Origin of the sequence: Ideonella sp. A 288 (assembly GCF_002198735.1) — a bacterium.
Lineage (GTDB): Bacteria > Pseudomonadota > Gammaproteobacteria > Burkholderiales > Burkholderiaceae_C > Pseudaquabacterium.
This window is the reverse complement of the sequence record NZ_MWLO01000158.1, coordinates 20,617-40,462: the sequence shown is the minus strand read 5'-3', so window position 1 is coordinate 40,462 and position 19,846 is coordinate 20,617. Positions and strand designations below refer to the sequence as shown.

At 71.5% G+C, this 19,846-nt stretch carries 17 protein-coding genes; 12 read left to right on the top strand and 5 right to left on the bottom strand.

All coding sequences use genetic code 11. The features are described 5' to 3' along the window. The first annotated feature begins 18 nt into the window (after window positions 1–18). The 4 genes from pqqB to pqqE are packed head-to-tail and all read left to right on the top strand — an operon-like array spanning window position 19 to window position 3,122. Window positions 19–939 carry a pyrroloquinoline quinone biosynthesis protein PqqB gene (gene pqqB, locus EOINJALH_RS28955; RefSeq protein WP_088286799.1) on the top strand — a complete coding sequence of 307 codons (921 nt, stop codon included), beginning with the start codon at window positions 19–21 and terminating at the stop codon, window positions 937–939. A 13-nt stretch (window positions 940–952) separates the two neighbouring features. Continuing rightward, window positions 953–1,708: a pyrroloquinoline-quinone synthase PqqC gene (pqqC, locus tag EOINJALH_RS28950; RefSeq protein ID WP_234414093.1), complete on the top strand. Its 756-nt coding sequence runs from the start codon at window positions 953–955 to the stop codon at window positions 1,706–1,708. After that, entirely contained in the window at window positions 1,705–1,983 is a 279-nt protein-coding gene (pqqD, locus tag EOINJALH_RS28945) for a pyrroloquinoline quinone biosynthesis peptide chaperone PqqD (RefSeq protein ID WP_088286797.1), read from the top strand. Before pqqC ends, pqqD begins: the two co-directional genes overlap by 4 nt. Continuing rightward, window positions 1,980–3,122: a pyrroloquinoline quinone biosynthesis protein PqqE gene (gene pqqE / locus EOINJALH_RS28940; protein WP_088286795.1), complete on the top strand. Its 1,143-nt coding sequence runs from the start codon at window positions 1,980–1,982 to the stop codon at window positions 3,120–3,122. The genes pqqD and pqqE overlap by 4 nt, the downstream gene beginning before the upstream one ends. A 37-nt stretch (window positions 3,123–3,159) precedes the next feature. Here pqqE and EOINJALH_RS28935 read toward each other — a convergent pair whose 3' ends face one another. Beyond that, window positions 3,160–4,134 carry a YafY family protein gene (locus EOINJALH_RS28935; RefSeq protein ID WP_088286793.1) on the bottom strand — a complete coding sequence of 325 codons (975 nt, stop codon included), beginning with the start codon at window positions 4,132–4,134 and terminating at the stop codon, window positions 3,160–3,162. Between the two features lie 85 nt (window positions 4,135–4,219). Between EOINJALH_RS28935 and EOINJALH_RS32070 the strand changes: the two genes are divergently transcribed. Further along, window positions 4,220–4,810 carry a hypothetical protein gene (locus EOINJALH_RS32070; protein ID WP_158219942.1) on the top strand — a complete coding sequence of 197 codons (591 nt, stop codon included), beginning with the start codon at window positions 4,220–4,222 and terminating at the stop codon, window positions 4,808–4,810. Then, complete coding sequence (locus tag EOINJALH_RS32065; protein ID WP_158219941.1) at window positions 4,807–5,358, top strand: GFA family protein; 552 nt, start codon at window positions 4,807–4,809, stop codon at window positions 5,356–5,358. The genes EOINJALH_RS32070 and EOINJALH_RS32065 overlap by 4 nt, the downstream gene beginning before the upstream one ends. Window positions 5,359–5,388: 30 nt before the next feature. Here the strand turns inward: EOINJALH_RS32065 and EOINJALH_RS28925 are convergent, their stop codons facing one another. Continuing rightward, complete coding sequence (locus EOINJALH_RS28925) at window positions 5,389–5,841, bottom strand: hypothetical protein (protein WP_088286791.1); 453 nt, start codon at window positions 5,839–5,841, stop codon at window positions 5,389–5,391. Next, the gene (locus tag EOINJALH_RS28920; protein ID WP_088286789.1) at window positions 5,841–7,940 is read right to left on the bottom strand and encodes a YCF48-related protein; all 2,100 of its coding nucleotides are present in this window, start codon (window positions 7,938–7,940) and stop codon (window positions 5,841–5,843) included. Before EOINJALH_RS28920 ends, EOINJALH_RS28925 begins: the two co-directional genes overlap by 1 nt. Before the next feature lie 437 nt (window positions 7,941–8,377). On the opposite strand from EOINJALH_RS28920, the gene EOINJALH_RS28915 reads away from it, so the two are divergent. Together EOINJALH_RS28915 and EOINJALH_RS28910 are read left to right on the top strand one after the other, a co-directional pair. Then, a complete protein-coding gene (locus EOINJALH_RS28915; RefSeq protein ID WP_158219940.1) occupies window positions 8,378–9,067 on the top strand; it encodes a DVUA0089 family protein in 690 nt (229 codons plus the stop codon). 27 nt (window positions 9,068–9,094) lie between these two features. Further along, window positions 9,095–10,876: a DNRLRE domain-containing protein gene (locus EOINJALH_RS28910; protein ID WP_144290214.1), complete on the top strand. Its 1,782-nt coding sequence runs from the start codon at window positions 9,095–9,097 to the stop codon at window positions 10,874–10,876. 25 nt (window positions 10,877–10,901) lie between these two features. Here the strand turns inward: EOINJALH_RS28910 and EOINJALH_RS28905 are convergent, their stop codons facing one another. After that, a complete protein-coding gene (locus EOINJALH_RS28905; protein WP_088286785.1) occupies window positions 10,902–13,091 on the bottom strand; it encodes a sensor domain-containing diguanylate cyclase in 2,190 nt (729 codons plus the stop codon). After that, entirely contained in the window at window positions 13,088–13,876 is a 789-nt protein-coding gene (locus EOINJALH_RS28900; protein WP_158219939.1) for an ABC transporter substrate-binding protein, read from the bottom strand. The genes EOINJALH_RS28905 and EOINJALH_RS28900 overlap by 4 nt, the downstream gene beginning before the upstream one ends. A gap of 332 nt (window positions 13,877–14,208) precedes the next feature. On the opposite strand from EOINJALH_RS28900, the gene EOINJALH_RS28895 reads away from it, so the two are divergent. The 4 genes from EOINJALH_RS28895 to EOINJALH_RS28880 all read left to right on the top strand — a co-directional run bounded on the left by EOINJALH_RS28895 (window position 14,209) and on the right by EOINJALH_RS28880 (window position 19,821). Continuing rightward, window positions 14,209–16,950, top strand: a complete 2,742-nt coding sequence (locus EOINJALH_RS28895; protein WP_310732359.1) for a cation-translocating P-type ATPase — start codon at window positions 14,209–14,211, stop codon at window positions 16,948–16,950. A gap of 170 nt (window positions 16,951–17,120) precedes the next feature. After that, window positions 17,121–18,365, top strand: a complete 1,245-nt coding sequence (locus tag EOINJALH_RS28890; protein WP_088286781.1) for a 2Fe-2S iron-sulfur cluster-binding protein — start codon at window positions 17,121–17,123, stop codon at window positions 18,363–18,365. Next, on the top strand, window positions 18,365–18,949 hold the full coding sequence (locus tag EOINJALH_RS28885) for a hypothetical protein (protein ID WP_088286779.1): 585 nt from the start codon (window positions 18,365–18,367) through the stop codon (window positions 18,947–18,949). The genes EOINJALH_RS28890 and EOINJALH_RS28885 overlap by 1 nt, the downstream gene beginning before the upstream one ends. Further along, window positions 18,946–19,821: a cytochrome c3 family protein gene (locus EOINJALH_RS28880; protein WP_088286777.1), complete on the top strand. Its 876-nt coding sequence runs from the start codon at window positions 18,946–18,948 to the stop codon at window positions 19,819–19,821. The genes EOINJALH_RS28885 and EOINJALH_RS28880 overlap by 4 nt, the downstream gene beginning before the upstream one ends. Window positions 19,822–19,846 lie beyond the last annotated feature (25 nt).

The window sequence follows — 19,846 nt, the reverse complement described above, 5'->3', positions numbered from 1 at the left end:
GTCGAAGGCAGCATCGCGATGCGCATCACCGTTCTCGGTTCGTCGGCCGGCGGCGGCTTCCCGCAGTGGAACTGCAACTGCCGCAACTGCGCCGGCCTGCGCGCCGGCACCCTGCGCGCCAAGGCCCGCACACAGTCCTCAATCTTCGTGCAGCCCAGCGACCACGCCGACGGCGTGCTGTTCAATGCCTCGCCCGACATCCTCGACCAGATCCGCAGCCGCCCCGCGCTGCAGCCGGGGCGCGCGATCCGCGACACCGCCATCGCCGGCGTGGTGCTGATGGACGGGCAGATCGACCATGCCACGGGCCTGTTCATGCTGCGCGAGCGCACCAGCCCGCTGCCGCTGTGGTGCACCGACCCGGTGGAAGAAGACCTGCGCCAGGGCAACCCGGTGCTTCGCGTGCTGGGCCACTACTGCGGCGTGGCGCGCCAGCGCATCGCGCTGGACGGGCCCGCCTTCGAGGTGCCCGGCGTGGCCGACCTGAAGTTCCGCGCCATGCCGCTGGCCAGCAAGGCCGCGCCGTACTCGCCGCACCGCGAGCAGAGCGTGCCCGGCGACAACATCGGCATGACCATCACCGACCGCCGCAGCGGCCGCAGCGCCTTCTACGCGCCGGGCCTGGGCTCCATCGACCCGGCGGTGTTCGACGCGATGGCCGGTGCCGACGCGGTGCTGGTCGACGGCACCTTCTGGACCGACGACGAGATGATCGCGCTGGGCCTGTCCACCAAGACCGCGCGCGACATCGGCCACCTGCCGCAGTCGGGCGCGGGCGGCATGGTCGAGTGGCTGGGCCGCCTGCCCGCGCGCACCCGCAAGCTGCTCATCCACATCAACAACACCAACCCCATCCTCGACGAGGACTCGCCCCAGCGCGCCGCCCTGGCCGCCGCCGGCATCGAGGTCTGCGAGGACGGGATGACGATCGACCTGTGAGGAGACACATTCGATGATGATGCGTGCCGACCTGCTGAAGGCCCAGGGCCGCGCCGTGCCCGGCGACAAGCCTTGGAGCCGGGACGAGTTCGAGGCCCAGCTGCGCGAGCGCGGCAAGGCCTACCACATCCACCACCCGTTCAACGTCATGCTGAACACGGGCAAGGCGACGCCGGAGCAGATCCGCGGCTGGGTGGCCAACCGCTTCTACTACCAGATCGCCATCCCGGTGAAGGACGCGGCCGTGCTGTCGAACTGCCCTGATCCCGCGGTGCGCCGCGGCTGGGTGCAGCGCATCCTGGACCACGATGGCTTCAAGCTCGGTGGCGTGGAGGATGCCGGCGGCATCGACGCGTGGCTGCGGCTGGCCGAGGCCACCGGCCTCACGCGCGAGGAGGTGCTCGACCTGCGCCACGTGGTGCCGGCGATGCGCTTCGCGGTCGACGCCTACGTGAACTTCGCGCGCCGCGCGCCCTGGCAGGAGGCGGTGTGCTCGTCGCTCACCGAGTTGTTCGCGCCCGAGATCCACAACCAGCGCCTGGCCACCTGGCCGGACCACTATCCGTGGATCGCGAGCGAGGGCCTCAGCTACTTCCGCAACCGCGTCAGCCAGGCGCGGCGCGACGTGGAGCAGGGGCTGGCGGTGACGCTGCAGCACTTCGACACCCGCGCGCTGCAAGAGCGCGCGCTGGAGGTGCTGCAGTTCAAGCTCGACATCCTGTGGGCGATGAACGACGCGATGGCCCAGCGCTACGGGGTGAGTTCATGACGGCACCCTTGAGCACCGACAGCGTGCCGCGCATCGGCCGCGGCTTCCGCCTGCAGTGGGAGGCCGCCCAGGACTGCCACGTGCTGCTGTACCCCGAAGGTATGGTGAAGTTGAACCAGAGCGCCGGCGAGATCCTGAAGCGCTGCGACGGCCAAAACGACGTGGCTGCCATCGTCACCGACCTCGAGGCCGCGTTCAACGCGCAGGGCCTGCAGAAGGACGTGCTGGGCTTTGTCGAAGTGGCGGCCAAGCAGCGCTGGCTGGAGTGGTCATGACGGCGCCATCGACCCGGCCTGGGCCGCCCCTGTGGCTGCTGGCCGAGCTGACGTATCGCTGCCCGCTGCACTGCGTGTTCTGCTACAACCCCACCGACTTTGCGAGCCATTCCCAGGAGCTGTCCACCGACGACTGGATCCGCGTGCTGCGCGAAGGCCGCGAGCTCGGCGCCGTGCAATGCGGGCTGTCGGGCGGCGAGCCGCTGCTGCGCGACGACCTGGAAGAGATCGTCGCCGAGGCCCGCCGCCTGGGCTACTACACCAACCTGCTGACCAGCGGCGTGGGCCTCACCGCCCAGCGCGCCGCTGCGCTGAAGGCCGCGGGGCTGGACCACGTGCAGCTGAGCTTCCAGGATTCCACCCGCGAGATGAACGACTTTCTCTCGCACACCAAGACCTTCGAGCTGAAGCACAAGGTGGCGGCCATCATCAAGGACAACGGCTGGCCGATGGTGATGAACGTGGTGATCCACCGCATGAACATCGACCACATCGACCGCATCATCGGCCTGGCCGCCGAGCTGGGCGCCGAGTACCTGGAACTGGCCAACACCCAGTACTACAGCTGGGCCCTGGTCAACCGCGAACACCTGCTGCCCACCACCGGGCAGTTGCAGCGCGCCGAGGCCGTCACCGACGAATGGCGCCGCAAGCTGGGCGACCGCATGCGCCTGTTCTTCGTCGCGCCCGACTACCACGAAGGCAAGGCCAAGAAGTGCGTCAACGGCTGGGGCAGCATGTTCCTCACCGTGGCGCCCGACGGCGCGGCGCTGCCCTGCCACACCGCGCGCATGCTGCCGGGCCTCACGTTCCCCAACGTGCGCGACATGGGCCTGCGCGAGATCTGGTTCGACTCCGACGGCTTCAACCGTTATCGCGGCACCGGCTGGATGAAGGAGCCCTGCATCAGCTGCGATCGCAAGGAAGAAGACCTGGGCGGTTGCCGCTGCCAGGCCTTCCTGCTGGCCGGCGACGCCACCGCGGCCGACCCGGTGTGCGCCAAGAGCCCGCAGCATGCGCTGGTGCGCGACGCGGTGGCGCTGGGCGAGTCGCCCGCGCGCGTGGTGGAGCACCCGCTGGTGTTCCGCGACCCGGCCAATTCGCGCAGGCTGTCGGCGAAGGGCGGCGTGGAAGCCTGATCCGATGCAGCGGCGGCGGCGCCTCCGGCCGCCGCGCTCAATCGGCGTACAGCCTCGCCAGTTGCCCGATCGCGGCCCGCAGGTGCCGCCGCAGTGCGGCGGGCTGCAGCACCTCGACTTCGGTGCCCAGGCCCAGGAACTGCCGCGTCGCGTGTGGCACCGATTCGATGGGCACGGTCACCCGAATCCAGCGCGGCATGTCGGGATCTGCCTGGGCGGTGCGCGCCACGGCCTCGGCCACCGCGCTGCTCAGCTCCTTCAGCAGCCTCAACCCCTGCGCACTGGCGCGCAGCGTGGCCGTGCCGCTGTAGATCTCGGCCTCGAAGCGGCGCGTCGAGGCCTGCCAGTGCCGCGCCAGGTTGAAGGCCTTGGGCGGCTTGAAGGTCTTGTCCAGCAGCGTCAGCCCCAGGATGCTGGACAGGCGGTAGGTGCGCGGTTCGCGCTCGGCCTCGGGCAGCGCCACCAGGTACCAGATGCCGGCCTTGAGCACCAGGCCCAGGGGCCGCACCACCGGCTGCGAGACGCGCTTCCAGCCGTCGTACGTCATCTGCAACTGGCGCTGCTGCCAGACCGCGCGTGCCACCGCCTGCAGGCGGGGCGGCGGGCTGGCGCTGCGGTACCAGTCCATGGCGTCGATGTGCAGCCGCGCATTCACCCGGGCGGCTTCGGCGCGCAGTGCTTCGGGCAGCGAGGCCAGCACCTTCAGCCGTGCCGACGACGACGCGCTGCCCAGGCCCAGTTCGGTGGCCGCGCCGGGCAGCCCGGCCAGGAACAGGGCCTGCGCCTCGGCCTCGGTCAGGCCGGTGAGCTGGGTGCTCCACCCGGCCCGCAGCTCGAAGCCGCCCTCGCGCCCGCGTTCGGCATACACCGGCACGCCCGCCGCCGACAGCTGGTCCATGTCGCGCAGGACGGTGCGCACCGACACGTCCAGCTCGGCTGCCAGCGCCGGCGCACTCAGTCGGCCACGCGACTGCAGCAGCAGCAGGATGGACAGCAGGCGGCTGGCACGCATCGATGGGGCCTCCGTTCATACATGACATCGTTTGGCATGGTTGGGTCAGTATGGTGCCGTCACCGTCACTGCACAAGCTGCCACCATGCGTGTCCTACCCTGGCCCCTCCGATGGGCCGCCCGCCTGCCGGGCACCCTCGCCGTGCTGGCGATCGCGTTCGCCAGCGTGGCCGCCCAAGCGGCCGAACCCGGCCCCTTGCCCAGCGACGCCGAAGGCTTCTACTTCCTGGCGGGCGAGTGGCAGGTGCAGCACCGCAGGCTCGAGGACCCCTGGGGCGAGCGAGAGGCGTGGCGCCAGTCGGAAGGCAGCGCCAGCTTCCGTACGCTGGTGGATGGCCTGGTCAGCGTGGAGGAACTGCGCGACGCCAAGGGGGCACCCTTCGGTGGTGCCGTGCGCACCTTCGACCGCGAGCGCCGCGTCTGGTCCGACAGTTGGGTGGGCGTGCGAGACGGCATCCTGCAGCCCGGCGTGATCGGCCGTTTCAACGGGCCGGTGGGCACCTTCATCACGCCGGACACCCACAAGGACAGGGTGATCCTGGCCAAGGGTGTCTGGCGCCGCGTTTCGGCCGACGAGTTCACCTGGGAACAGTTCTTCTCGCGCGACGATGGCGCCACCTGGCTGCTGACCTGGCACATGCGCTTCCAGCGAAAAGCCGGCAGGGTGACGCCGTGACGCCCCTCGACGGGCGCTGCGCCTGTGGCGCGCTGGCGTTTCGGCTGTCCCGGCCGCCGCTGTTCGTGCACGCCTGCCATTGCACGCGCTGCCAGCGCGAGACCGGCGGCGCCTTCGCGCACCACCTGATGATCGAGACCGCGCACCTGCACCTGCTGCAAGGCGAGCCGCACTTTGCGCGGGTGCCGACCGACAGCGGGCGCCGCCACTGGGTGGTCGGATGTGCCGGATGCCAGGCGGTGGTCTGGAACGCCCATGGCAGCCGCAACCCGTTGATCGTCTACCTGCGGGTGGGCACGCTGGACGCACCCGCCACTTGGCCGCCCAGGGCGCACATCTTCGTGAGGTCCAAGCCTGCGTGGATGCTGCTGGACCCGGCGGTGCCGCAGTTCAGCGGCGCCTACGATGCTCGGCGGGTCTGGCCGGCCGAGAGCGTCGCCCGCCATGACCTGGCCCAGGCAGCGCGTGCGGCCGGGCGCAGGGCACCGGCCTCGACCGCACCCGTGCCAGCCCCGCGAAAGCGATCGGCGCCGACACGCACCACGTGACGGCGCCGATGCCGCCGCGCGGCCCGGCCGTCAGGGATCGGTCACCGCGACGAACACGACAGGCTGGTCGGAGCCTGGCACGACCACGAAATCGCCGAGCGTGCCGAACGTGATCGGCGGCGGCGTGACGCACGACGAACCGATGAAGCGAAAGGTCTCCTTGAACCGCACCGTGGTCTGCTGCGGTGAGTACTGCACGTCGGTGATCTGCAGCGTGGTGCACGGCCTCGAGGCGCCGCGGCTGATGCCGACGACCATCTGGCCGGGGAAACTCGTCGGCGGCAGCGGCGGCACGAAGTAGCGCGACAGGGCGTCGAGTTCGGCCTGCGTGCGCACCACGACCTGCCCGGCAGGCATCGTCAGGGTGCCGTCGAGCGTGAAGCGGCCCTGCACGGCAGGCTCGGTGCCATCGCTGCCGCCGCAGGCCGCGATGGCGAGCAGCAGGGGTGCGAGACACATCGACAAGGACAGGCGATTCGACATCAGCGACCTCCGTTGCGGCTGACCAGGATGGTGCCGCCGGTACCGGCCACCCACGCCATGTCGGCATCCAGCGCGAACACCGCACCCAGGTTGGCCGCACTGCCGCTGTCCTGCAGGGTCCATGATTCACCGCCGTCGGTGCTCGACAGCACCACGCCGTTGTCGCCCACGGCCCAGCCATGCTGCGCGCTGATGAAGCGCACGGCCCTGAGCTGTGTGGTCGGCAGCGCGGGCACGCGCGAGGCCTGCCATGTCAAGCCGCCGTCCCGGGTGGTCAGGATGCGCTGGCCGTCGACGAGCCCGCCGCGGTTGGCGTCCACGAAGGCGAATCGCGACGCGGTCGACGGGGCGTCGCCCGGCGTGGTCGAGCGCGTCCAGGTGGCGCCGGCGTCGGCGCTGCGCCACAGGCCGGTCGAGTCGCGCGCAATGGCGAACAGCACCCCTCCGGGGGCCAGTCCGAGGCTCAGGCATTGCGTGCCGAAGCGGGTGGGCACCACGGTCCAGCTGCGGCCACCGTCGGTGCTGTGGTGCAGTTGTCCGACGCAGGCCAGCGGATCGTCGCGTCCGCCACCGTTGCGCTCGGCGCGTTGGCTGGTCGCCCACAACTCACCGGTGCCGGCCAGCAGCACTTGCGACAGGTTCTCCGGCGGCGAGGCCAGCGGGGCCCACTCGGCGGCGGCGCCGCTGCCAGTGCCGGCGCCACGGCAGTGGCGGAGCACACCCGCAGGTCCGTCGCCGACCTGCACCAGGCCGTCCGCATCGCATCGGGCGCTGTCCATCGTGCGCGACGTCCAGGTGCGGCCCCCGTCAACGGTGTCGAGCAGCGCGTCGCCGGCGGAGACCGCGATGCCGCGCTGCAGGTCGAAGAAGTGCAGGCCGATCAGGTCGACCAGGCCCGCCGTGAACGGGCGCCCGCCCGGGATCAGCGTGGCTGTGGCGCCGCCGTCGCGCGAATGGAAGGTCTGGCCGTTCGAGGCGAGCACCAGGCCGCCCGCACCGTCGACCGACGGTGCCGCCCGCAGGCCGTCGACCCGCAGGATGCGCCAATGCGCACCGCCGTCGCCGCTGTAGACGATGTCTGGGCCGACGAAGCCGGCGATCGACTCGCTGTCCAATACGAATTCGATGACCGAGGGGTCCGCATCCCTCCCGGGCGGCAGTGCCATCGCCGACCAGCTGAGGCCGTGGTCCGCGGTCCGGAACATCGGCAGCCCGCTGAACCCCTGAGCGCGGCCCCAGCCCCGTCCCTGAGCCGAGAGCAGCACCGGGATGATGGCCAGCCCCTGCACCTTCTGCACCGGCACATCGGCCCAGCCAAGCCCGCCGTCCTGGCTGACCTGCATCTGCTCGGCCACGGGCGCCCCGGATGGCGACAGGCCCGCCGCGCGGTAGCGCACGAAGCCGTCGCCACCGGTCGAGGCAAACAGGTCGAAGCCATCGTTGTGCGCCACGCGCGCCGAATTGAGACCGAGGTCGGTGGATACGAGGTCGCCGGCGGGGTCGAAACGGCGCATCACGCCCGATGGCGTCACCACGTCCGGGGCGAAGGCGCTGTCGCGCCAGGTGAGGCCGCCGTCGGTGCTCACCCGAGCGGGCTGTGCCGGCCCCACCACGAGGCGCTGCCGATCGAGCACCCACAGGCGGGACCACAACAGGCCGGGCCCCAGGCCGGCGTCCACCGCTGTCCAGTGCTGGCCGCCGTTGACTGTGCGCAGCAGCGCGCCGTCCCACCCCAGCGCCCAGGCGTGGTCGGCGTCGGCAAACTGCAGGGTGTGCAGCGAGGATTCGAAGTGGCTCGCCTGCCGCACGCGGGCCCAGGTGTCACCGCCGTCGGTGGTACGCAGCACCATGCCCGCCTCGCCGACGGCCACGCCATGCAGCGGGTCGATGAAGCGCACCGCGTTCACGGTGTTGCCCCAGGGCAGCGGGCGCTGCCAGCACCAGCCTGTCTGCGCCGGGCCCTGGCAGGCCATGCCCTGCACCAGGGCCTCGCGCGCGGCAGCATCGGCGGCCGGTGAGGGTGACGGTGCAGCACCGCCGCCGCACGCGGACAGCAGGGCCGCCAGGGTGACTGTCGCCAGGGCAGGAATGGCTCGCATGGGATGGGTTTCTTGCGTTGGACTCGTGGCCCATTGTGGTGACGGCCTGCCCGTGGCGGTGTGATGGGCGTCACGTCGATCGACATGAGCATCGCATGAAATGAGCGTCCACTTGTCGGCTGCTCTTTCGTCCACCGGCCGGCTCCTGGCCGCCGTCCGGGCGGCCGTGCTACCGCGTGTCACCGGCGGACGCCATGGCCTGGGCGGGCGCTGTGCCGAGCAGCCTCTGTCGCGCGCAGCGCCCTCGGGCGCCGGTGACAGATTGCCCCGGCCGCGGCTCTGTCGGCGGCCTTTACAGCAGCGCACTTTGCGCAATGCGTGGGCGCACCCAAGTCCGCGTCGATGCAATGCAATCGGCCAGATGGTACGAATCTCGCATGGCAGCGCCCTTGGCCGGCGAGCTTGCCGGGAATTCTCGACTGCATGGAGACCGATTGATGACCGTTGCTTCGAATCCGACACCGCCGCACCGGTGCGCCGGACGGCCTGGCCCCTGGCCCACGGTGCTGGCCTGCGCCTGGCGGACGGCTGCGCTGTGCCTGGCGCTGGCCGCCGGCCCCGCACTGGCCGCGGTGCAGTCTTACAGCGGCCACTTCGTCGGCGACGATGACATCGTGATGATCCCCTTCTCGCTGGCGCACGACGGGCCGGTCGGCGCGCGCAGTTGGGGCTACGCCGGCGGCGTCAACGGCGCCGGCGACACCATCGCTGCGGGCGGCTTCGATACGGTGCTGTCCCTGTTCGACGGCAGCGGTGCCTTGATCGCGCTGAACAACGACGACGTTTCCGGCACCGTGGCCACCGATCCGCTGAGCGGCAATGCCTGGGACGCGCTGCTCACGCTGGCGTTGAGCGCGGGTGACTACACACTGGTGCTCACCCAGAGCGACAACCTGCCGCTCGGTGCGTTCCTTTCCGACGGTTTCCTGCGCACCGGCGACGCCAGCTTCAGCGGCAGCTCGGTGGGGGTACCGGGTGGCCAGTTCTACGACCTGGCTGGCCACGCGCGCACCGACTTCTGGGCGCTCGACCTGAGCCTGCCGAACGCGGTGCCCGAGCCCGGTGCGCTGGCGCTCGCACTCTTGGGCCTGGCCGGGCTCGCCGTCCGCGCCCGCCGCCGCCGCTGAACTGCCAACCCCTACAGGAGCCTCCCCATGCATCACCTTGCCTTGCGACCGACCCTGCTGGCCGCCGCGCTGGCGCTGGCCTCGACGGCCCACGCACTCGAACTGCCGGTGGCGGCCGATGCCCACACCACGGCCGCACAGCCGGCGGTGAACGGCGGCGTGCTGCCCACCGTGAACGTCGCGACGACCACGCTGCCCGGCAACCGGGGCTTCCTGCGCTTCGACCTGACGGCACTGCCGGCCGGCTTGGCGCCCGAGCAGGTGGCCCGCGCCACGCTGCGCCTGTGGGTCAACCGGGTGGGCACGCCGGGGGCGGTGGACCTGTACCACGTGCACTCCGCCTGGGGCGAGACCACCGTCACCGAGTTGGTACAGCCCGGCACCGGCGGGCTCGTCGGCAGCCTCGACGTGCAGACCGCAGGCCGCTGGGTGATGCTCGACGTGACCCAGACCGTGCGGCTCTGGCTGTCCGGCGGGGCGCCCGCCCAGGGCCTGGCGCTGCTGGCGCGGCCCGGCGTGTCGGTGTTCTTCGACAGCAAGGAAAACGTCGCCACCAGCCACCCCGCCGCCATCGACGTGGCGCTGGCCGGCCCCCGCGGTGAACCTGGCCTGCAGGGCGAGCCCGGTGCCACCGGTGCGCAGGGCTTGCCCGGGCCCAAGGGCGATCCCGGCCCGCAGGGCCTGCCGGGTGTCGCCGGCGCCCAGGGGTTGCCCGGCGCCCAGGGGTTGCCCGGTGCCCAGGGCCTGCCCGGTGCCAAGGGCGATCCGGGGCCGCAGGGTGTGCCGGGCCTCTCGGGCCTCCCGGGGCCCAAGGGCGACCCCGGCCCGCAGGGCCTGCCGGGCGCGCCCGGCGCCACGGGGGCCACCGGCGCCGCCGGTGCGGTCGGGCCCCAGGGGCCAGCAGGGTCGCTGGCCGACCTGGGCTGCTTCGAGGGCCAGACGGCCACCTGGACCGGCACGGCCTGGGCCTGCTCGAACGACCCCTTCGCGCTGCCCACGCCCACGCCCACGGGCCCGATGTCGCTGCAGGTGGCCTTCGGCGCGACAGCGGGGGTGGATGAGCAGAGCTCATGGTCCCAGAGTTGGGGCAGCGGCGAAACCGTGGTCGATGGGCGTTTCCGGCCCGATGTGCTGGTGCTGCAGGGCTCGCCCCGCGACGGCCGGCGGATCCTGACGCAAAGCAACTTCCGCATCGACATCGGCGGCGCCGCCTTCTTCAGTTCCCGCATCGACGTCGCCGTGCTGGGCCATGTCCACATCCCGCGCGTGCCCGACGCGAGCGGCCAGCATTTCAGGCCCGGTGCGCCGTCGCGGGTGCTGTCCACCGTCACCGCGCGGCTCGGCGGCACCACCGGACGCTCCGAGGCCTACACCTGGTACCGCGACACGCTGCTGAACCCGGCCGCGCCGGGCAACCGCCGCAACATCTCGATCCGTCTGCTGAATGCCGCCCTCACGGCCGAGGTGCACGGCTACGACCTGGGCGACTGCCGCATCGTCCACTGGGAAGCGCGCATCGACGATCTTCCGCGCGAGACGATCCGCACCGATTGCCGCTTCGATGGCGTCAGCGGCACCGCGCGGCCGCAGTTTGCCGGCTGGTTCGGCGACCTGATCGCCGGCCGACCGTCGCTGCGGGACGTCACGGTGAACTACCTGAACACCGTCACCGGCAACCTGGCGCGCACCTTCGTGTACGGCGCGGCCTTCCCCGTGCGCTACGTGCTGCCCACGCTCTCCGCCACTGCCGGCACCTCTGCCGTGGTCGAGCGGGTCGAGATCCTGCCGGACACGCTCGCGGTGCAGTGACGGGGTGACGTGACGCGATCCGGCGTCACGTCACGGTGGCCGGGGCCGGCTTGACGTCGGGGCGCTGCGATGCAGCCACCTCGATGCAGTGGCGCCCGCGCGCCTTCGCCGCGTACAGCGCGGCATCGGCCGCGCGCAGCAAGGCCTTGGCCTCGGTGCCGGATTCGGGGGCACTGGCCAGGCCGATGGTGAAGGTCACCGGCTCCGGCATCGCATCGCCCCCCAGGCCGTCACCCACGCGGCCCTGGGCCAGCAGCTCTGAAAAGCGCGCCTGCGCCTCGGCGGCCGTGGTGCCGACGAGCAGGCACAGGAACTCATCGCCGCCATAGCGGCAGGCCAGGTCGCCCGAGCGGATGCTGCGCATCAGCGTCGACGCCACCGCACGCAGCACGCGGTCGCCCATGTCGTGCCCGTAGGTGTCGTTGAAGTGCTTGAAGTGGTCGATGTCGACGACCGCCAAGGTCAGCGCTTGCCCCGAGCGGGTGCAGCGCGCCAGCTCGCGCGGCAACGCCTCGTCGAACAGGCGCCGGTTCGGCAATCCGGTGAGCGCGTCGTGCAGGGCCTGCTCGCGCAGGCTGTCGCGAAGCCGCAGGTTCGACAGGCCCAGCTTGATCACCTCGCCGAAGAGCTCGGCCCGCCGCCGCAGCGCATCGTCGAGCGGTTCGTTCCCGGCCGCCACGTCGTCGGCCACCTGCAGCACGCCCAGCAACTGGCCTTCGACGTACAGCGGCGTGCACAGCAGCCGGCCGATTTCCCCGACGCTGTCGTGGGCGCAGTGCAGGCCGTGCCCTGGCGACTGCAGGTGCGGGCCGCCACGCCGGATCGCCCAGCAGGATTCGCGCTCGCAGCGGGGTGGCAACATGGTGGGTGTGCCCCACTCGCCGACCCGCGTCATCTCGTTCGCGTCGCCGCGGCCGACCATCGACAGCGCGCCAGAGCCGCCGGCGAACAGCCGCGACCCCACGGCGCGGATCACCTCGAAGGCCTCGGCCTCGGTGCGCGCCGATTGCAGCAGCTCGTTCAGCTCGGAGATCTGCGCCATGTCCTGCTTGTGCCGCTCGAGGTCGCCGACCATCGCCCGCAGCTGGGCGTTGGATGCGCGCAGTTCGTCGTCGCGCCGCCGGCGTTCGGTGGCGTTGGTGACCATCGCCAGCGCGCCGGCGTGGCGCCCGTCGGGCTCGGTGATCAGGCAGGTCGAAACCTCGGCCCACAGCTCGCTGCCGTCGGTGCGCACGAAGCGGAACTCGTGTCGCACGCTGCCGCCGCTGCGCAGGCCGAAGAACAGCTCGGTGGCGGTGCGCCGGCCGTCCTCGTCCATGAAGTCGAACATCGAGCGGCCGTGCAGCGCCGCCGCGGTGGTGCCCAGCATCTGCGCCATGGCCTCGTTGGCCAGTGTCGTCGTGCCCTGCTGGTCGACCTGCCACACGCCTTCGCCGGCCGTTTCGACGATGCGCCGGTGGCGCAACTCGCTGGCGGCCAGCGCGGCGGCGGCGGCCTCGATGTTGCGCGTGCGCTCTCGGGCCTCCTGCTCGTAGCGCTCGAAGGCCGCCGCGATCTCGCCGATCTCGTCGGCGCGGTCGAACTCGGCGATGGCCGCGGGCTCGTCCCCGGCGGAGCCATCGCGGATGCGCTGCGCGATCGCCATCAGCGGCCGCGTCAGCGACGCGTAGAACCACACGCCGAGCGCCAGCGCCACGACCAGGCTGCTCACCACCGACAGGACCACATCGCGCCAGACGTTCTGCAGGAAGCGCTCGACCCGCGGTCCGCGGCCGGTCACGACCAGCAACTCGCCGACCCGCTTGCCGGTGGGGCCGTAGGTCAGCGGCAGGCGGTACTCCTGGTTGGGGGGCACGTAGCGGGTCCACCAGGCGCCCGCATCGGCAGTCCCCTTGTCCTTGTGGCCGTCGGCCAGCGTCTCGCCGAAGTCGTTGCGCAGCACCACCTCGCGCACCGGCGCGAACGACAGCGCGCCCTGCACGACGACGGCGGCCGCCTGCGCATTGAGGTGGTAGGCGGCCTGCGCCGCGGGCTCTCGCGTGACGGCGAGCATCTGCTCGATGTCGCGCCGCTCGTCTTCTTCCGAGGCCTTGTAGTCGCGGCTGACCTGCAGCGCGCTGAAGGCCAGGCCCAGCACCAGGCCGATCAGCGCCACGATCACGGCCTGCCGGATCGCCAGGCGCCCCTCGGCGCGCGACCGCCTGATGGGCCTCACGGACGGGCCCCTTTCGCGGCGCTGCGCTGCCACTGCAGCAGGGCTTCTTCCAGCAGCCGCGCGGCCAGCCCGCTGCGCTGGGCGGCGGCGAGCCGGGCATCCACGGCCGTGACCAGCGACGCGCAGGGGCTGCGGCGCGAGAAGCCATGGTGGATGAAGCCTTCATTGACCAGACGCGGCAACGGTGCGATGCGCTCGGACTGGCCGGCCCGCATCAGGTGTGCGCGGCCGGTGTACAGGCCGGTCACCACATAGTCGATGCGACCGGCGGCCAGCTTGTTGAAGTTGACCTCCAGGCTGTCCACGTCCTCCAGCGTCAGGTGCGTTTCCGCAAAGCGATCGAAGTCGTCGCCGAAGCGGTCACCGGCACTGCGCCCGCCTCGCTTGCCCACCAGATCGTCCGGACCGTCGAACTTCAACGGTCGGGCGCGGGCGGCGAACAATGCCATCGGGTTGGGAAAGGACGGGGAGCGCGTGAAGTCGAGGTAGACCTCGCGCTCGGGAGTGGGTTTCAGGCTCACGACCAGGTCGATCTCGCCGTACTCGGCGGACTTCAGCACGCGCGGCCAGGGCCCGACGAAGCGGGCCTCCCAGCGCACCCCCATCTCGTCGAGGATGCGGCCGGTGAGCGCGACGCTGGCGCCGACGATGCGGTCGCCCTCGGCCCAGTGGTAGGGCGGGTAATCGGGGTTGGCCGAGAAGACGACCCGGGTGCATTGCGCCGCCACGGGCGCTGCCAGTGCCGCCATCAGCAACAGCCCGAAATGCCACTGCCCTGGAAACATTGCCACCTCCGCAGGTGCCCCCGAACGCGTGTCGATTATCGCGCCCGGCCGCTGCGACTGAACACTCGAACTGGCGGCCGATCCAGGTGTTGATCCGCCGGTCTGCCGGTGGCCCGGGGCCCAAGCGCATGCAGCGTTGCGGCACGTCAATGAAACGGCACTCCGGCTGGGTCGGCATGTCAACCCGCCTTGGTGTGCAGACGCCATGCTGTCGGCATGCCCGAGGGCGCACCGCACCGGAACGCACCGAGACACGGGTTCGCAACCGCACAGACCCGCATCGCGTATGCCCATAGGCTCGACCGAAAGGAGCAGGCCGATCAGGCCCGGACATGGCCACCACCCCAGCCGGCACCGCCGCGCGCAGCAGGCAGCCCGACCCTGCGATGACGCCGGGCGCGGACGGCGCGGTGTCGGGGCTGACCGCCGCCGAGGCCGCCCGGCGCCTGGCCGCCGACGGGCCCAATGCGCTGCCCGGCGGACAGCATCGCAGCCTGCTGACGATCGCTGCCGAGACGGTCCGCGAGCCGATGTTCCTGCTGCTGCTGGCCGCGGGCACCCTGTACCTGGTGTTCGGCGACCTGCAGGAGGGCCTGACGCTCTTCGGCTTCGTGCTCGTCACCCTGGCGCTCACCCTGTACCAGGAAGGCAAGACCGAGCGTGCCATCGAGGCGCTGAGGGATCTCACCAGCCCGCGCGCGCTGGTCATCCGCGATGGCCAGCCGCAGCGCATCGCCGGGCGCGACGTGGTGTGCGGCGACCTGCTGAAGCTGAGCGAAGGCGACCGCGTGCCGGCCGATGCCCTGCTGGTGTCGGCCGACGGCGTCCGTGCCGACGAATCGCTGTTGACGGGCGAGGCCGTTCCGGTCGGCAAGCGCCTGGCGCTGCCGGCCGAACTGGCCGCCGCGGCCGGCCCGGTGGACGCGGCCCGGGTGCCGCCCGGCGGCGACGACCTGCCGAGGGTCTACGCCGGCACGCTGATCGTTCAGGGCCATGCGCTGGCGAGCGTGACGGCCACCGGCGCGCGCAGCGAGATCGGCCGCATCGGCACCGCGCTGGGCACGGTGGAGAACGAGCGCTCGCCGCTGCAGAAGCAGACCGCCCGGCTGGTGCGCAACCTGGCCCTGCTGGCCCTGGCGCTGAGCTTGGCGCTGGTGGTGGTGCACGGCTTGCTCAAGGGCGACTGGCTGCAGGCGCTGCTGGCCGGCATCGCGCTGGCGATGGCCATGCTGCCCGAGGAGTACCCGGTGGTGCTCACCGTGTTCCCGGCCCTCGGCGCGCGCCGGCTGTCGAAGGAAGGCGTGCTCACCCGGCGCATCAACGCCATCGAGACGCTGGGCGCCACCACCGTGCTGTGCAGCGACAAGACCGGCACGCTCACCGGCAACCGCATGACGGTGACGCACCTGGCCGCGGGCGGCGCCGACCTGGGCGACCGCCAGGCGCTGGATTCGCTGACCGATGGCCCGTTGCCCGAACCCTTCCACGCGCTGGTGGAAGTGGCCATCCTGGCCAGCGTGGTCGATCCCTTCGACCCGATGGAAAAGGCCTTCCACGAACTCGGCCAGCGCTTCCTGGCCGACACCGAGCACCTGCACCGCGACTGGCGCCTGGTGCAGACCTATGCGCTCAGCCCGGCGCTGCGCGCGATGTCGCACGTGTGGGCGTCGTCGGCCGACGGGGTGCAGACGGTGGCCGCCAAGGGCGCGCCGGAGGCGGTGGTCGACCTGTGCCACCTCGATCCCACGCAGGCGGCGCACATCGCCCGCGTGGTCGACGAACTGGCCGCCGAGGGGCTGCGCGTGCTGGCGGTGGCGCGCGGCACCTTCACCGGGCAGGACTGGCCGGCGACCGAGCACGACTTCGACTTCGAGTTCATCGGCCTGCTGGGCCTGGCGGACCCCGTGCGTCCGGAAGTGCCTGCCGCGGTGGCCGAGTGCCGTGCCGCCGGCATCCGCGTGGTCATGATCACCGGCGACTACCCGGCCACGGCGCGCGCCATCGCGCACCAGGCTGGGCTCACCGGCCTGCGGGGTGCGGTGGGGGCGGCCGGGCTCACCGGCCTGCCGGGCGCGGCGGCGCCGGCCGGGCGCGATGTCGAGTTGCTGTCCGGCGACGAGATCGCCACGCTCGGCGACGACGCGCTGCGCGAGCGCATGGCCACCGTCAGCGTCTGCGCGCGCATCGCACCCGATCAGAAGCTGCGCATCGTGCAGGCCCTGAAGGCCCGCGGCGACATCGTCGCGATGACCGGCGACGGTGTGAACGACGCCCCCGCGCTGCGCGCCGCGCACGTGGGCGTGGCGATGGGCGGGCGCGGCACCGACGTGGCCCGCGAGTCGGCGTCGCTGGTGCTGATCGACGACAACTTCGCGTCCATCGTGGCCGCGGTGCGCCTGGGGCGCCGCATCTTCGACAACCTGCGCAAGGCCATGTCGTACATCCTGGCGGTGCACGTGCCGATTGCCGGCATGGCGCTGCTGCCGGTGCTGTTCGGCTGGCCCGCCCTGCTGTACCCGATGCACATCGCCCTGCTCGAGCTCATCATCGACCCGGCCTGCTCGGTCGCGTTCGAGAACGAGCCCGCCGAGCGCGACCTGATGCAGCGCCCACCGCGGGACGCCGCCGCGCCGCTGTTCGGTGGCGCCACGCTGTGGCTGGCGCTGGTGCAGGGCCTGGGCGTGCTGGCTGTGGTGCTGGCCGCGTTCGCCTGGGCCAGCCCGCGGATCCCCGAGGCGGAGGCCCGGGCCTTCGCGTTCGCCACGCTGGTGGTGGGCAACCTGGCGCTCATCCTGTCCAACCGCTCGGCCACGCGCTCGCTGTGGGCGACGCTGCGCACGCCGAACACGACGCTGTGGGTGGTCATCGGCCTGGCCTTGGCCTTGTTGCTGGCCGCGCTCTACGTGCCCTGGGCCGTGGGCGTGCTGCGCTTCGCCCCTTTGCCGGCCCACGAACTTGCCGCGGCCTGCGCATTGGGCCTGCTGAGCGTGCTCTGGTTCGAAGGCATCAAGTGGGTGCGGCGGCGCGGCCTGCGGGCGGGGCGGCGCGAGACCGGGGAGCCCGCCCGGCCATGAACGCCCGCCGAGGGGGCGCCGACACCGCAGCTTAAGGTTTTCTGAGCACGCGGCGCTCGCGGCCCACTCGTTGATGGCCCTCAAGCGGATGCCGGCGACGCCCACTCAGAATGCATGGAATCCGCTGGCGCTGCGCCGACGGACACGATCCCAAGATGCCCCTGTGACCGATGACCGCCATTGAACTGCTGGGCCTGATCGTGGCGGCGCTGCTGCTGCAGTTGATGGTGGGCATCGGCGTGTCTCTGTGGCGCAGGCGCGCGGCACCGGTGACGACCCAGCCGGCCAACGCGTCGCCGGCGGGCGCGCGGTCGACCAGCGCCTGGCCCGGATGGCGCGAGTTCCGCGTCTCGCAGCGCACATTCGAGGATGCCGCGCGGTCGCAGTGTTCGTTCTACCTGCAGCCCGTCGACGGCCAGGCGCTGCCCGCCTTCAAGCCGGGCCAGTTCCTGACCTTCAGCCTGGATCTCGTGCCGCCCACTTTGCAGGGCAGCGCGGCGCCGCGCGTCATCACGCGTTGCTACTCGCTGTCGGATCGGCCCGATCCGTCGCACTACCGCGTGACGATCAAGCGCGTGCCGGCACCGGCGGATCACCCCGAGGTGGCGCCGGGCCTGTCGTCGAACCACTTCCACGACCACGTGCAGGTCGGCGACGTGCTGCGCGTGAAGGCCCCGGCCGGCCACTTCCACATCGACGCCGACCCGGCCGTGCCCGCGGTGCTGATCGGCGGGGGCATCGGCATCACGCCGATGATGAGCATGCTGCGCTGGTGCATGGCCGAGCAGCCGCAGCGCACCGTGCACCTCTACTACGGCCTGCGCAACAGCCGCGAGCATGCCTTCAAGCCTCAGATCGAGGCGATGGCGGCAGCGCACCCGGCACTGCGCCTGAACATCGCCTACAGCCGTCCCGACGAGACCGACGTGCTCGGCCGCGACCACCAGCACCGCGGGCACGTGGACGTGGAACTGCTGCGCCGCACGCTGCCGCACGGGCGCCACCAGTTCTATGTCTGCGGCCCGCCCGCGATGATGGAGACGCTGGTGCCCGCGCTGGCGGCCTGGGGCGTGCCGGTCGCCGACATCCATTTCGAGGCGTTCGGTCCGGCGTCCGTCAAGCTGCCCGGCACGCCCGAGGCCGCTGCGCCGGCCGCCGCCGAGGTCGAGGTGCGCTTCCAGCGATCGGGCCGCACGCTCACCTGGGACGGGCGCGACGCGACGCTGCTCGACTTTGCCGAGCGGCACGGCATCGCGGTCGAATCCGGTTGCCGGTCGGGCGGCTGCGGCAGCTGCGAGACCCGCCTGCTGGAAGGCACGGTGCAGTACAGCCAGGCACCCGACCACGACGTGGCGCCGGGCCACTGCCTGTTGTGCGTGGGCCGCCCCTCGTCGCCGCTGGTGCTGGAGGCCTGATGCCCGCCCCCGCCAGGCTCCTGCGACACGAGGTGCTGCCCTTCCTGGGCAGCTTCGTGGCGCTGGCACTCATCGCGCTGGCCCTCGATGGCGTGCTGCACCTCTTCGACCTGCTGTGGATCGGCCGCTGGCTGGGCATCCCCGGCACGTTGATGATCCTCGGGTCCACCGTCTACTCGCTGCGCAAGCGCAAGCTCATCCAGCGCGGGCACCCGGCCAAGTTGCTGCGCTGGCACGAGGCGCTGGCCTGGCTCGGCTCGCTGCTGGTGCTGGTGCACGCGGGCGTGCATTTCAACGCCATCCTGGGCTGGCTGGCCGTCTGGGCCATGCTGATCAACGTGGGCAGTGGCCTCACCGGCAAGTTCCTTCTGGACCGTTCTCGCCGGCGCATGGAAGAGGCCCGCCAGCGCCTGCGTGAGCGCGGCCTCAGCGAAGCAGACCTCGAAGACCGGCTGTACTGGGACAGCCTGACCTTCGACGTGGTGAAGAAGTGGCGCGTGGTGCACTTCCCGATCACGCTGGCCTTCACCGTGCTGGCCACCGCGCACATCGTGGCCATCTTCCTGTTCTGGGGCTGGAAATGAAGAAGCCCCCGATCCTGCTGGCCGTCATCGCGCTCAACCTGCTCGTGCTGGTGGCGCTGGTGTTCGTCTACCCGCACCTCATGGTGAGCCCCGGGCCGCTGGTCAAGGGCCATGCCGAACTCGCCACCGACTGCTTTGCCTGTCATGCCGCGTGGCGCGGCGCCTCATCGGGGCGATGCATCGAGTGCCATGCCGTGGCAGACGTCGGCCTGAAGACCACGAAGGGCGTCCCCATCGCGGCCGCGACCATCAAGCGCTCGTTCCACCAGCAGCTGATCGAGCAGGACTGCATGGCCTGCCACAGCGACCACCAGGGACCGAAGCTCACCAAGCGCAGCCGCAAGCCCTTCTCGCACGGGCTGCTGAAGGTGGCCGTGCGCGACACCTGCTCGTCGTGCCACGCGGCACCCAAGGACACCGTGCACCGCGCCCTGAAGCACGAGTGCTCGAAGTGCCACGAGAGCCAGGCCTGGAAGCCGGCGCACTTCGACCACGCCCTGCTGGCCAAGGCCGAGCTGGACCGGTGCGAAAGCTGCCACAACGCGCCGACCGACCGGCTGCACCGCCAGATCAAGGGCAGCTGCCAGTCGTGCCACGCGACCACGGCCTGGAAGCCGGCTACCTTCGACCACAACAAGTACTTCGTGCTCGACCGCGATCACGAGGCCAGCTGCGACACCTGCCACAAGAACAACGACTACAGCCGCTACACCTGCTACGGCTGCCATGAGCACTCGCTGGCCAAGGTGCGGCAGGAGCATGTGGAGGAAGGCATCCAGGACTTCGAGAACTGCGTGGAATGCCACCGCGATCCGGGCGTGGAGCCCGAGAAGAAGGGCGGACGCGAGCGGGGCGGGCGCAAGCGGGACTGAGTGCCGGCGGGTGCGCCGCTGCGGG